This is a genomic window from Candidatus Planktophila sp. (genome assembly GCF_040402315.1).
Taxonomy (GTDB): Bacteria; Actinomycetota; Actinomycetes; order Nanopelagicales; family Nanopelagicaceae; genus Planktophila.
Window position 1 is genome coordinate 15,784 of sequence record NZ_JBBAMU010000012.1, and the last position, 12,779, is coordinate 28,562.

13 protein-coding genes are annotated in these 12,779 nt (G+C 48.4%); 6 read left to right on the forward strand and 7 right to left on the reverse strand.

Annotation, left to right across the window (positions count from 1 at the left end; translation table 11 throughout):
- Positions 1-165: 165 nt before the first annotated feature.
- Both AC9UEP_RS03395 and AC9UEP_RS03400 read left to right on the forward strand, forming a co-directional pair.
- On the forward strand, positions 166-771 hold the full coding sequence (locus AC9UEP_RS03395) for a hypothetical protein (RefSeq protein WP_509544002.1): 606 nt from the start codon (positions 166-168) through the stop codon (positions 769-771).
- Between the two features lie 96 nt (positions 772-867).
- Positions 868-2,208, forward strand: coding sequence for a GGDEF domain-containing protein (locus AC9UEP_RS03400; protein ID WP_509544004.1), 1,341 nt, complete (start codon positions 868-870; stop codon positions 2,206-2,208).
- A gap of 1 nt (position 2,209) precedes the next feature.
- Here the strand turns inward: AC9UEP_RS03400 and AC9UEP_RS03405 are convergent, their stop codons facing one another.
- From AC9UEP_RS03405 to AC9UEP_RS03420, 4 genes are all read right to left on the reverse strand, one after another.
- On the reverse strand, positions 2,210-3,394 hold the full coding sequence (locus AC9UEP_RS03405; protein WP_509544006.1) for a YeeE/YedE family protein: 1,185 nt from the start codon (positions 3,392-3,394) through the stop codon (positions 2,210-2,212).
- Positions 3,395-3,450: 56 nt separating this feature from the next.
- Positions 3,451-4,401 carry a sulfurtransferase gene (locus AC9UEP_RS03410; protein ID WP_509544008.1) on the reverse strand — a complete coding sequence of 317 codons (951 nt, stop codon included), beginning with the start codon at positions 4,399-4,401 and terminating at the stop codon, positions 3,451-3,453.
- Positions 4,402-4,636: 235 nt separating this feature from the next.
- Positions 4,637-5,992, reverse strand: a complete 1,356-nt coding sequence (locus tag AC9UEP_RS03415; protein WP_509544009.1) for a cryptochrome/photolyase family protein — start codon at positions 5,990-5,992, stop codon at positions 4,637-4,639.
- An 11-nt stretch (positions 5,993-6,003) separates the two neighbouring features.
- Positions 6,004-7,119 carry a citrate synthase 2 gene (locus tag AC9UEP_RS03420; protein WP_509544011.1) on the reverse strand — a complete coding sequence of 372 codons (1,116 nt, stop codon included), beginning with the start codon at positions 7,117-7,119 and terminating at the stop codon, positions 6,004-6,006.
- A 126-nt stretch (positions 7,120-7,245) separates the two neighbouring features.
- Between AC9UEP_RS03420 and pdxH the strand changes: the two genes are divergently transcribed.
- From pdxH to AC9UEP_RS03440, 4 genes are all read left to right on the forward strand, one after another.
- A complete protein-coding gene (gene pdxH, locus AC9UEP_RS03425) occupies positions 7,246-7,917 on the forward strand; it encodes a pyridoxamine 5'-phosphate oxidase (protein ID WP_509544012.1) in 672 nt (223 codons plus the stop codon).
- A 9-nt stretch (positions 7,918-7,926) separates the two neighbouring features.
- Positions 7,927-9,048: a phosphoserine transaminase gene (gene serC, locus AC9UEP_RS03430; RefSeq protein WP_509544013.1), complete on the forward strand. Its 1,122-nt coding sequence runs from the start codon at positions 7,927-7,929 to the stop codon at positions 9,046-9,048.
- 3 nt (positions 9,049-9,051) lie between these two features.
- The gene (locus tag AC9UEP_RS03435; RefSeq protein WP_509544015.1) at positions 9,052-10,215 is read left to right on the forward strand and encodes an MFS transporter; all 1,164 of its coding nucleotides are present in this window, start codon (positions 9,052-9,054) and stop codon (positions 10,213-10,215) included.
- Between the two features lie 82 nt (positions 10,216-10,297).
- The gene (locus AC9UEP_RS03440; RefSeq protein ID WP_509544017.1) at positions 10,298-10,486 is read left to right on the forward strand and encodes a DUF2530 domain-containing protein; all 189 of its coding nucleotides are present in this window, start codon (positions 10,298-10,300) and stop codon (positions 10,484-10,486) included.
- Here the strand turns inward: AC9UEP_RS03440 and AC9UEP_RS03445 are convergent.
- The 3 genes from AC9UEP_RS03445 to groEL all read right to left on the reverse strand — a co-directional run.
- A complete protein-coding gene (locus AC9UEP_RS03445; RefSeq protein WP_509544018.1) occupies positions 10,483-10,866 on the reverse strand; it encodes a cold-shock protein in 384 nt (127 codons plus the stop codon). The genes AC9UEP_RS03440 and AC9UEP_RS03445 overlap by 4 nt on opposite strands.
- Before the next feature lie 115 nt (positions 10,867-10,981).
- Positions 10,982-11,644, reverse strand: a complete 663-nt coding sequence (locus AC9UEP_RS03450) for a DUF3027 domain-containing protein (protein WP_095696703.1) — start codon at positions 11,642-11,644, stop codon at positions 10,982-10,984.
- Positions 11,645-11,717: 73 nt separating this feature from the next.
- On the reverse strand, positions 11,718-12,779 hold a 1,062-nt coding region (gene groEL / locus AC9UEP_RS03455), incomplete at its 5' end, for a chaperonin GroEL (RefSeq protein WP_509544021.1).

Here is a 12,779-nt window from a genome sequence, read left to right on the forward strand (position 1 = left end):
CGCACTTTGGGGGAAGTACATCGATGCCGGGTGCTTCGATGACTTAATCATACACGCATTTTGAGATTCAAAATTCACACGATTTTCTATGCTGGAAAGGGAGCCTTTACCCGGGAATTTAAGTCAGCATCGCTACCATTACCGCATAACCGACGGAGGATCACAATGTCCCGCAAATTAGCAGCCACATTACTTTCAGCTGTAGTTATCGCTGGTGGACTTTTCGCAGCGCCAGCATCTGCTGCCAAGATTAGCAACGGGACTGCCTGTTCAAAGCTCAATGCCACAATTTCTGTCTCTGGCTATAAGTACAAGTGTGCTAAAAATGCGATGGTTAAGAATTCAAAACTCACATGGTTATCTGTTGAGTGCATTACCGCAATTACTCAATTCCAGGCCGCTGTTAAGGCGCAAAAGAGCATAGGTGATATCTCGGCACAGACTGCTGAACTTGACGCTGAACTTGAGAAAGCGGTTTCAGCTCTTGCGGGTGTGACTACGGCTTATGAAAATGCTCGCGCGCAGGTGACAAAATCACAGGCAGCTATGAATGCCTCAACTGTTCCGGCTGAAAAGCTGGCACTTATTAGCGCGCTATCAAAACTTGCAGGGGCAGTCCTAATTCTAAGTGGCTCCAAATCAAAGCTCTCTGCCCAAGTGAAAGATCTTGAATCAAAGAAGGCGCTCTTAGTCAGCGCGCCAGCTGCATTTAAAGATAGCGTCTCGGATGCAAAATCATCTGCAGGCTTACTCTGCATGAAGGGCTACTAAGCCTCCCTATCAGTTGCAGTAACGCTTCCCCTATTCATTAGGGGTTAATACCCCCTGTTTACTTCTTAGGTGTACCGCGCCATCAGATTACTTTCGGTGGCACTTCTACTGCTTCATCTCGTTCTTAAACTCTTTATCCAGAGCAACTCGCTCGCCCTAGATCTCATTGCCTACAACGCAATCTGGCTCTTTGCTATCGCAGCAATTACTCAGGCACCTCTGAGTAATGACCCGGTTGCGGTTGCGACCGCTTCACTTGCCATTGGTTTCTGGGGCGTTGGTTCACTACTTAATAGCTACGCTGATTTCTACCCGCTTTCCAACACTTCACAATTTCTAGCCCAGCTCAGTTACCTCTTTTTCTACCCACTCTTGCTCGTTGCAATCCCTCGAACTCTCTCGCGTGGGCGTCGCTTAAATCCCATAGAAGTGCTCGATTCAGTGATCTTTGGGCTCGGTATTTCAGCAATTGCCACAGCACTCTTTCTCTCAAAAGTATTTCCAGAATCTATCTTTGATGTGCAAGACCAATTCTTCTCACTGCTATTTCCAGTATCGGATTTATTACTACTTACACTGGCCGCGATAGCAGTGGTCACTCATCGACTACAGAAGCGTGCGCTCTTGCTCTTTCTTGGAATTCTTATTTTTAGCGCATCAGATCTGTTCTACTTATGGCTCTCAGTCAATAATAATTACACTTTCGGTCAGATTTCCGATGATGGCTGGCTGATAGGAATTGTCATAATTGCTAACTCCTTTTGGCATGCACAGAGTGCAACTACATCTGAAATAACAATTCATCCTGTCTTTATTGCACTCTCAATATTTATCAGCCCCACACTTCTTGCACTGATGGCGCTGCGACCGGGAATCTTCTCTATCTATATTTTGATTCCTACGATTGCCACACTCTTTCTAGCCTTCATCCGAATGACGATAGTAATTAGACAAGCACGAAATCTTGGGGAAGAGAAGGTACTAGCGCGCACCGATGAGCTGACCGGACTTCCCAATCGTCGTCGCTTAGTGGCAGAACTTGCTACATATTCAGAGACAGAAGGTGCGCTCTTACTTCTTGACCTAAATGAATTTAAGCCAGTAAATGATCAATATGGCCACGAGGTGGGAGATTTGATTTTGCAACAAGTGGCGCAGCGATTTAGTCGATCGCTGCCAACAGGTGCGGTACTTGCCAGACTCGGTGGTGACGAATTTGGTGTGCTAATTAATGGCAGCTACGAAACAACTTTAGAGGCAGCATTTGCGCTGCAAGCCACCTTAAGTTATCCATTTATTATCCGTGGCAATACCATCACTATTAGCGTCAGCATTGGCCACGCTCATAATGATGGCCAATCAAACTTATTAGAACGTGCTGATGCTGCCATGTATGAAGCAAAGCGAACTGGTGCTGGGGTTCTTTCGCGCCATTAACTTAGAGCGTGTGAAGCTTGCACTTGATTCCGACCCAGCTGCCAAGAAATACAAAGGCGAAGAAGACCCAACCAGAGAGTGCAAATGCCTGTGTGCCTGAGAGCAGAACTCCAATCGTGCAACCAAGTGAAATCATTGAGCCCCAACCTAAGAGAATTCCACCCAGCAGCGCTGTGGCGCCATTTCGCACGGTAGGAAGCGCCGGCTTAAAGCGATTGCCGGCAAGGGCTGCTGCAAATGATGAGGCCACGATTCCGAGAATCAACCAACCGTTATTGGTGATGGTCTCGGAGATAACGGCAATACATCCAGCCATACGATCTAGACCGACGAGAGTTTCATCACCAATTTTACTATCAGTCATAAATGTTCTTGCCTGCGTGCTTATTTGACGTGTGACACCTAGCGGTTCAACTCGTAGGTAAGCGATAGTTCCAACAACTCCCACAAGCAGCCCGGTTGTGATTGGGCTCCAACGATCAGTTATTGCTCGCTTAAGTGAGCCAGTGATAGAAATATGACCAGCATAGGAAGCACGAAGTGGATCTGGGTTCTTGCCTTTTCTAATAACAAATTGAGCTAGGGCAATGAGGGCGATGAAGGTAATGATGAGCGAACCTGAGTATCCAAAGTAGTGCGGCAGCCAAATGGTGGGCGCATCTGCGATTGCATTCAGATAGAGCCAATTCCAGGAAAGAAATGCAAGAACAAAACCAATGAGTGTTCCAATCAGCGCCGGGATTGCCCGAATATAACCTTGCCCTAAACGATAAAGATGTCCACTAATGCAGGCGCCGGAAAGAGCCATACCAATACCGAATGCGAAGGCAGAAAGTACAAGCACCCAACTCACAGGTCCAATGTGGGCCACCGGTGGCAGGCGTTCAGTTGTTGTATCGGGGAGAAATTGGCCAAAGATGATTGCATAACCGATAGATCCGGTAGCAATCGCGATAAGAATTGATAGAAATGGCGTGGTGTTTTTATCTTCAATTCCGTCACGGAAAATGCAGAAGAAACAGAATCGACCACGTTCAAGCAATAGTCCAAGGCTGGCGCCAATCAGAAGTGAGATTGGAGCAGTTGAAGCGTTCTCCGATGATGAAAGTACGAATGCAGTTGCTAATAGCGCAGCTATTACCCCAAGTGAGATAGTTGTTCGAATCTTTTCCGCGCGAGTCCACACAGGAAGAAGAGCCCCGAGTTGATCGGGGCTCTTCTCTGACTGCTGTGAGGTGCTAATTACGCAGCTCCCCAAATTGTTCCGGAAGGGTTATTAATTGGGACACCTACTGAGTTTCCATACTCAGTCCATGATCCGTCGTAATTCTTTACCTTTTGGAATCCAAGAATTTCGCTGAGTACAAACCAGGTCAGTGATGAACGCTCACCGATACGGCAGTACGTAATGATCTGATCTGTGCCAGTTACGCCTTTATCAGCATAGAGCTTCTTAAGTTCTGCAACTGTCTTAAAAGTTCCATCAGCATTTACATTTGAACCCCATGGGACGTTGATTGCACCTGGGATATGGCCCGCGCGTACTGCTAATTCCTGGAAACTAGGAGGAGCAAAGAGCTTGCCGCTGAACTCATCTGCGCCACGGATATCAATCAGCGCTGCAATTTTTGTCTTCTTCGCTACCGGAAGAACATCTTTTACCAAGCTGGCACGAAGATTCTTATCAGCATTATTTGCCACAAAGTTACCGGCCTTAAATGTTGGAACAGCAGAGGTGAGAGCACGACCATCTTTTTCCCACTTGACTCTTCCGCCATCTAGAACTCGGACATCTTTTTGACCGTAGATATTGAATATCCACGCTCCCCATGCGGCGAACCAGTTGTTCTTATCGCCGTAAAGAACAACGGTGGTGTCATCGCTGATTCCAGCTTTTTGTGCTAGTGCGGTGAAGTTAGCTTGGCTGATGATGTCGCGATTTACGGTGTCGACTAAATCGGTGTGCCAGACAAACTTAATCGAGTTCTTGATGTGACCACGTTCATAAAGTCCAGGCTCAGTGCTTACCTCGATGATGCGAACATTTGGGTTATCAATATTCTGTTCTAGCCAATCAGGCTGCGCAACTGCGCGAGCTTGATTCTTTGGACGTGCATCAGCTGGAATAACACCAGTTGATGTAAAGAGCGCTGCAACTGCTGCGGCAGCTAATACTTTTCTTGAAATTGACATTTTTTTCCTCTGTTAGTTGGTTGTATTTTTCTTGATATAAAAAATTGCTTAGGTAAAACGTGGGGCGAAATAACTGTTAAATCAGCAACTTGTTGTTGAAATGCGGCAGTAGTCAATAATGCGACGTTTAGTAAAGAACATCTTGACCCCTTTGCTTGATTGCCGAATACAGGGGAAAAGATAGTTAAGTAATGGCATCAAGTAAAATTGCGAATCATTTGCAGGTGCGAGAGAACTACAACGGTTTTTCGGGCTTATCTGCCTTAATCTCTTTTAATCGCTCGAGTGATTCAATACGTTCCACTGCATGATCAACAGTTCGTTCTGGATAGTTATGTGAATACCCATCAAGAAATAGCCAGGGTTCATGAATCTCAGCCGCACTTAAGTGCGCAAGTTCTGCCACATATTTACGAATGTAGTCACCGTTTTTATCAAAGCGCCGGCCTTGCTCTATTGGGTTAAAGACACGGTAATAAGGAGAGGCATCAGTGCCGGTGCCGGCTGTCCATTGCCAACCGTGGGCATTGGATGCAACATCGTAATCAACTAAGTGCTCGGCAAAGAAGCGCTCACCTAGCTGCCACTCTAAATGCAGATCTTTGACAAGAAAAGATGCCACCACCATGCGGGTGCGGTTATGCATCCATCCCTCTTGCACTAATTGGCGCATGGCAGCATCGACAAATGGATAGCCAGTCTTTCCGGCACACCAAGCCTGAAATTGCTTTCCTGGCTTGTCATAACGCATCTCTTTAAATTTCGGTGCGTAGTACTCGGTATCAGTATTCGGGTTATTACAGAGCACATCGGCATAGAACTCGCGCCAGGCAATCTCTTTCCGGAATGTGTCATGTGATTTGCTTTCATCTAAATCTGCCAGCAAGGTGCGTGGGTGAATCTCGCCAAACTTTAAATAGGTACTCAGCTTTGAGGTGCCATCAATGCCGGCAAAGTTTCGGTTCTCATCGTAGGAATCAAGACCCTTCTTCGAAAACTCCTTAAACCGCTTGAGCGCAGCAGCTTCGCCTGCCTCAATCACGCGCACATGAGCTGGCATGACAAAATCTGGAAATGCTCGGTACTCAACTGGTGGCTTAGGTGCCTTAATATTTTTTGGTGTTGCCGCAGGTGCGCGCCATCCATGTGCGCGCCAACCACGGTAGAAAGGTGTGTAGACCTTATACGGTGTGTCATCACTTGGTTTGCGTACCCGACCTGGTGCAACTGCATAAGGCGAGCCAGTACGAATAAGTGGAATTCCAGCAGCTTCTACTCGCGCATCGCGCATCGCGCCATAACGTTCATACTCGGCCGAGATATGAACTTCTTTCACGTCATACCGTGCAATGAGTTCTTTTAAGACCTCGACTTGATCACCTTCAATAATGTGCAAGGTATTTCCCAGTGATTCATCAAGTGCGCGCAGCGATTGCCCCATATAGGCAAGTAGCTTTTGCCCAGCTTCTGCAATCTGTGCTTTATCAAGAATAAAGAGCGGCACAACCTCATCACTGTTTTCCATCGCCGCTAGCAACGCCGGATGATCACCAATGCGCAGGTCGCGGCGAAACCAGATGATGTTTCGCATAGTGCCTGAAATTACTTGTGAAGCTGCTCGACGGTTGCATCCCAGCCCTGGACATCTTCTGGCTTACGAGGAGCCTTACCGACGTAACGAGCTGATGGACGAATCAAACGACCAGTGCGCTTTTGTTCAAGAATGTGGGCAGACCACCCTGCAGTGCGGGCAGCGGTAAACATCGATGTAAACAGTGGTGATGGAATCTCTGCGAAATCAAGAATAATTGCCGCCCAGAACTCAACGTTTGTCTCGAGTACGCGATCTGGCTGGCGCTCGTGAAGTTCTTTTAGCGCTGCCTTTTCTAGTGCTTCTGCTACTGCATAACGTGGTGCGTTCAATTCTTTTGCGGTGCGACGAAGTGTGCGAGCGCGTGGATCTTCAGCGCGATATACCCGGTGACCAAATCCCATGAGGCGTTCTTTGCGATCAAGAAGTCCCTTTACATAGGCTTCTGCATTTCCTGTCTTCTCAACTTCTTCAATCATGTGAAGTACGCGAGATGGTGCACCGCCGTGTAGTGGGCCAGACATCGCACCGATAGCACCCGAAAGTGCGGCGCAGACATCGGTGCCAGTTGATGCAATGACGCGACCGGTAAATGTGGAAGCGTTCATGCCGTGTTCGGCCGCAGATACAAAGTAAGCATCGATTGCGCGAACGTGTGCTGGATCAGGTTCTCCGCGCCAGCGAATCATCATGCGTTCCACAACTGTGTGGGCTTTATCAATTTCTGCCTCAGATACTGGCTTTGCAATAATTCCGCGCGCAGCTTGTGCTAGGTAAGAAAGAACCATCACTGATGTGCGGGCCAGGTTGTCGCGTGCTTCTTCATCTGAAATATCAAGTAGTGGCTTAAAGCCCCAAGCTGGTGCCAACATTGCAATCGCGGATTGAATATCTACGCGAACATCACCTGAGTGAACAGGTAGTGGGAATCCCTCGGCATTTGGTAGGCCAGGATTAAATTCATCATCGACAAGAAGTCCCCAGACATTTCCAAATGAAATGCGTCCTACGAGGTCTTCGATATCAACGCCACGGTAGCGCAGGGCGCTACCTTCTTTATCTGGCTCTGCAATTTCAGATTCGAATGCAATTACGCCTTCCAGACCTGGCTTGAAATCATCTGACACAGTGGGCTCCCTCAATATCGACTTCTTATCTCTCACTTCTAGGGCAATTCTGCACCTATCGAAGGGGTGCTGGCCACCACATCAGACGGGGATGCACTCACGCCGAAAGTGAGGTTCGATACATCTATGAGCCAGATGGAACGCGATGCAATCAGAGCCATGCGCCGCTCTTATGGAGAGGTCGGACTTGAGTCCTTGCCGGCTGATCCCTTTGCCGCATTTCATGGCTGGCTTACTGAAGCGGCGGCTAATGATTTTATTGTTGAAGCTAATGCGATGGTCTTATCAACCCTAGGTAGTGATGCCCGCGGCGCCGATGCCATCAGCACGCGCACAGTTTTACTCAAAGATGTATCAGCTGGTGGCTTTACCTTCTTTAGCAACTATTCATCTCGTAAAGCACAAGCGATTGAATTACATGACCAAGTGACTCTTCTCTTTCCTTGGTATGCCATGGAGCGACAGGTTTCGATCAGCGGATTTGCAGCAAAGATTTCCCGTGAAGAATCGGAAGATTACTTTGCAACTCGTCCGTGGAATTCTCAGATTGGTGCCTGGGCATCTGCGCAATCCGCCCCGCTCTCATCTCGAGAAGAACTTGAACAGCGCTATGCCGGGGCTGCGCAAAAATGGCCGGAAGGAACAACAGTTCCATGCCCACCGCAATGGGGTGGTTATCGCGTTACGCCAATCAGCATCGAATTCTGGCAGGGGCGTTACTCCCGCTTACATGATCGCCTGCGATATGAGCGGGCTGACACCAGTTCGGATTGGGAAGTAAGTCGTTACTACCCTTAGTCTTTGCCCATGAGCGCAGAGATCAAAATTCCTGAGAACCTCAAGCCACGTGATGGACGTTTTGGTTGTGGTCCATCAAAGATTCGTCCCGAAGCACTTGCTGCCTTAACTGCACCCGGTGCGAATTACATTCTTGGAACATCCCACCGACAGAAGCCGGTGAAGAACGTTGTTAAAAGTGTGCGCGAAGGTCTCTCATCACTGTTCTCCCTACCTGAAGGCTACGAAGTCATTCTCGGTAACGGTGGGTCTACTGCTTTTTGGGATATCGCAACCATTGGCTTGATTGAAGATCGTTCACAGCACTTAGTTTTCGGTGAATTCTCATCAAAGTTTGCCAGCGCTTCCAAGGAAGCTCCATTTCTTGGCGAACCAACTGTTATTAAATCTGAGCCCGGCTCTCATCCAGAAGCAGTAGCCGAAGCCGGTATCGATGTCTATGCACTAACACATAACGAAACTTCAACAGGTGTCTCGATGCCAATCAAGCGCCCAGCTGGAACAGATGGCGCACTCGTTCTAGTTGATGCAACTTCTGCTGCGGGCGGCCTTGATGTGAACGCTAAAGAATTTGATACCTATTACTTTGCGCCACAGAAATCTTTTGCATCAGATGGCGGACTATGGCTGGCACTCATGAGCCCGGCTGCCATTGCCCGCGCAGAAAAGATTAAGGCCGGCGGCCGTTGGATTCCGGCATTCTTTGATCTCACCATTGCTATTGAAAACTCACGACTTGATCAGACATATAACACGCCAGCACTTATCACTTTGATGCTACTTGATGAGCAAGTGAAGTGGATGAATGCCAATGGCGGCCTGAAGTTTGCTGCCGGTCGCAGTGCAGATTCGGCATCACGTCTCTATGGCTGGGCGGAAAAGACCAGCTACACAACTCCTTTTGTTACTAACCCAGCCCAGCGCTCTAACGTTGTCGGCACCATTAACTTCGATGATGCTATTGATGCCACAGCAGTTGCGGCAGCCCTGCGCGCTAATGGAATTGTGGATACTGAGCCATATCGCAAGCTCGGTAAGAATCAGCTTCGCATCGGTATGTTCCCCGCTGTCGACCCAGCCGATATTGATGCACTCACAGCATCAATCGACTTTGTCGTCTCCCAGCTTTAGTTCATGCCCAATAAAGTAAAGCGCGACTCCTTTTTCTGGACAATCGCGCTACAAGGTGCGGCTGTCAATATCTTCCTAGGAGCATTCGGTCCATCACAACCGCTGCTCCGCGCAGACCAGGGAACATCGCTAACTATCGCTGGTCTTCATGGAACTGCAATGGGTGTTGCCTCAATCATGGCCGGTCTTTCTAATTCGCATCTTGTGCATAGATTTGGTCGCTCTAGTACTGGGTGGATTGGTCTCATCATTTTCTCCATCGGCCTGATCGGATTTGTTGCAGCTCCTCCAGTTGAACTCACAATTCTGGCGGCACTTATTGCCGGTTTTGGAGTCTCAGTTGTCATTAATAACTTTGTCACTTCACTGACGGGGCACTATGGTAAGCAATCAGCGGTGGCGCTCACGCAAGCAAATGCGATTGGTTCTATCGGTTATGTCATCGGCACGCTGACTGTGGGACTGGTCGCAGATAGTTTCCGAGATCAATGGCGCATCGGAATCTTGGCTGTCTTGCCATTCGTGCTCTATCTATTTTTCTTTCGCAGAATTAGAGATGAGCAGGCGCATGTGCCGCAAGAAGATGGACCACAAGGTGGCAAGCTTTCCGGCCACTTCTGGATCTCCTGGTTTGGTTTCTTTGCTTGCATTGCTAGTGAGTTCGCCATCTCTTTCTGGGCGGCAGCACTTATCCGTGACCGTACTGATGCCACACCTGCCATCGCAACTCTTGCAGTTGTGGCATTTGGCTCTGGCATGGCAATTGGGCGTTGGTATGGACCGATTCTGCTTAAACAATGGGAAATTGATGCACAACTGAAAATATTTATTGCCACACAGTTCTTTGGTTTTGCCGGCTTATGGTTTTCACACAACTTAACAATTAGCTTCTTCTCGCTACTAGTTACTGGCATTGGTGTATCAAGTCAGTTCACGCTCTCATCCTTGCGCCTGATTGGCCTCAGTGACGGTCGTCCAGATTTAGCAATGGGAAAGAACTCCCTGGCGGCAGGAAGTGCAATTGGTTTATCCCCATTCGTACTTGGAATTCTGGGTGATCACCTTGGTATCTCTCGCGCATATTTAATGGTGCCGGTCCTGATGATGATCGCATATGCCGTTATTGAATTTATACCTTCGCATATGGAGCCAGCACATGAACTATAAGAGCCGCAGACTTATTACTGCCCTCACACTTATCGCACTAGTCGCCCTTATCTTTCTTGGTAAGTAGGGTTAGGCTTTAACTATGGCAAGTAATATCAGGAATGTAGTCACTCTTATTGCAGTGGGAACTATCGCCTGGATTGCTGCCGGCGCTGTTGCAGTAGTTATTGGCGCCGAATCCAAAATCATCTGGACATGTGTGGTCGGCGCCGTCTTAGGCGTTATCGGAATTCGTTACACAATACGTCGTAGTAGACGTAGCGGTATTTAAGCTTCTAGTTGCGAAGCAATACCGCGAAGAACACGCCCAAGGCGTTCTGCCTCAGCACCCGATGGATGGCGTCCTTGACGAAGACCATTTCCAACACGATCAAGAATCTTGATGGTGTCTTCAATCATCGCCGCGAGATCATCGCTGTTAACTCGTGAATTCTCTGCAAGTGAAACTGGCGCATCGATGATGTGGACAGACATTGCTTGTGGTCCCTTGCGAGAATCAATCACACTGAACTCAAGCTTTGTTCCAGGCTTAACAGTTGATACGCCCTCTGGGAGTGCTGATCCGGCTAGATAGACATCTTCGCCTTCATCGGATGCAATAAATCCAAAGCCTTTTTCAAGGGAAAACCATTTAACTTTTCCGGTAGGCATTGCACTTACTCCTTAAATTCTTACGGTACTCGTTTAGTAGCCGGGGGATTCGGACAGGATGCTATTTTATCGTATTTGCGATGGGGCGTGCTACCGGGTTTTAGGCGTAAAAGTTTTACAGAGTTGCCTCTGAATGAGCCCCACACCCGTGATCAACCGAAACCACGCGGGCATCATCAGGTGCGATCGCATTGGCGCATACGCCAAATGCGGAACGTAATGAACCGGCGATAGGTAAGAAAAATCCACATGATGCGCATGGCTTAGGGGCACCTTGTGCCAGGGGTGTATTCGGTCCGCGGTCACCTGAATACCAACGCTTACTTGCTTGATCGCGACCTTCGATGGAAAGAACACGAGGACGCGCTAAACCTAAATCAAATACTTGGGTTGCATCAAGGTCTTCATCTTGCACAAGTGCGTTAACACCAGGAACAAGTCGAGTATCTTCCAAAATACTTGGAACAATAACGCCCGGTTCAATATCTTCCGGCAAGATGCGATCCATATAAGGAATGTGATCGGGTGCAATCAGTGAATCTGGGCCAGGCAAGATAACGACATCACAGATAGTTGGCTCGGCATCTTTATCTACTTTGGCAAGTGTGATGCACCAACGCCATCCGACATAGCCGGCAATGACAGCATCAAAAAGATATGTCGCTACGCGATTATCGTCATCGTATTCAACAGAGACGAAGTCGCCAACCTGAGTCGCAAATTCGGCATCTGCCAAAGCGGCATCGCGTGCTACGGATTCTGCGTTAAATGACTTCATCTGCTAATCGTAAAGCAGAAGGCCCCCGAGAGGTTAATCTCGAGGGCCTTGCCTAACTTTTTACGCTATGGATTTAGAAGTCCATATCCCCGCCGCCTTGTGGCGCAGGGTTTGATCCCTTTGGCTCAGGCTTATCGGTGATTACTGCCTCTGTTGTAATAAAGAGTGCGGCGATGGATGCAGCATTTTGCAGAGCAGAACGTGTGACCTTAGCTGGATCGATGATGCCAGCCTTAATCATGTCTACATATTCTCCAGTAGCAGCATTGAGTCCAAAACCATCAGCTAAGTTGCGAACTTTTTCTACAACAACTCCGCCTTCAAGACCGGCATTGATAGCGATTTGCTTGAGTGGAGCTTCAATTGAAACTTCCACAATCTTGGCACCTGTTGCTTCATCGCCTTCCAGCTTTAACTTCTTAAATGCCGCTGTTGCTGCCTGAAGGAGTGCCACGCCGCCACCGGCGACGATTCCTTCTTCAACGGCAGCCTTTGCGTTGCGCACAGCATCTTCGATGCGGTGCTTACGCTCTTTGAGTTCAACTTCAGTTGCAGCGCCAGCTTTAATGACAGCAACGCCGCCAGCAAGCTTGGCCAGCCGCTCCTGCAGCTTCTCTTTGTCATAATCTGAATCTGATTTTTCGATCTCGGTGCGAATTTGGGCGACGCGTCCCTTAATCTGTGCGTCATCTCCGCCGCCTTCAACGATTGTGGTCTCTTCCTTAGAGATAACAACCTTGCGTGCGCGACCAAGAAGTTCTAGGCCGGCAGTTTCTAGCTTGAGGCCAACTTCTTCTGAAATAACGGTAGCTCCGGTAAGGATGGCAATGTCTTGCAGCATCGCCTTGCGACGATCTCCAAAGCCTGGCGCCTTAACCGCAGCCGAACGAAATGTTCCCTTGATCTTGTTCACAACGAGGGTTGCAAGTGCTTCGCCTTCAATATCTTCAGCGATGATGGCAAGTGGCTTACCTGATTGCATTACCTTTTCAAGTACTGGAACTAGGTCCTTAATATTTGAAATCTTTGAGTTCACGATTAATACATAGGCATCTTCTAGAACTGCTTCCATGCGGTCGGTATCTGTGACGAAGTATGGTGAAACATATCCCTTGTCAAAGCGCATACCTTCAGT

What these genes read in the sequence shown, in the direction of transcription:
- AC9UEP_RS03435 (WP_509544015.1), top strand. Translation starts at nt 9,052, where the DNA reads ATGCCCAATAAAGTAAAGCGCGACTCCTTTTTCTGGACAATCGCGCTA.
- AC9UEP_RS03445 (WP_509544018.1), bottom strand. Translation starts at nt 10,866, where the DNA reads ATGCCTACCGGAAAAGTTAAATGGTTTTCCCTTGAAAAAGGCTTTGGA.
- AC9UEP_RS03415 (WP_509544009.1), bottom strand. Translation starts at nt 5,992, where the DNA reads ATGCGAAACATCATCTGGTTTCGCCGCGACCTGCGCATTGGTGATCAT.
- AC9UEP_RS03450 (WP_095696703.1), bottom strand. Translation starts at nt 11,644, where the DNA reads ATGAAGTCATTTAACGCAGAATCCGTAGCACGCGATGCCGCTTTGGCA.
- pdxH (WP_509544012.1), top strand. Translation starts at nt 7,246, where the DNA reads ATGAGCCAGATGGAACGCGATGCAATCAGAGCCATGCGCCGCTCTTAT.
- serC (WP_509544013.1), top strand. Translation starts at nt 7,927, where the DNA reads ATGAGCGCAGAGATCAAAATTCCTGAGAACCTCAAGCCACGTGATGGA.
- AC9UEP_RS03395 (WP_509544002.1), top strand. Translation starts at nt 166, where the DNA reads ATGTCCCGCAAATTAGCAGCCACATTACTTTCAGCTGTAGTTATCGCT.
- AC9UEP_RS03410 (WP_509544008.1), bottom strand. Translation starts at nt 4,401, where the DNA reads ATGTCAATTTCAAGAAAAGTATTAGCTGCCGCAGCAGTTGCAGCGCTC.
- AC9UEP_RS03440 (WP_509544017.1), top strand. Translation starts at nt 10,298, where the DNA reads ATGGCAAGTAATATCAGGAATGTAGTCACTCTTATTGCAGTGGGAACT.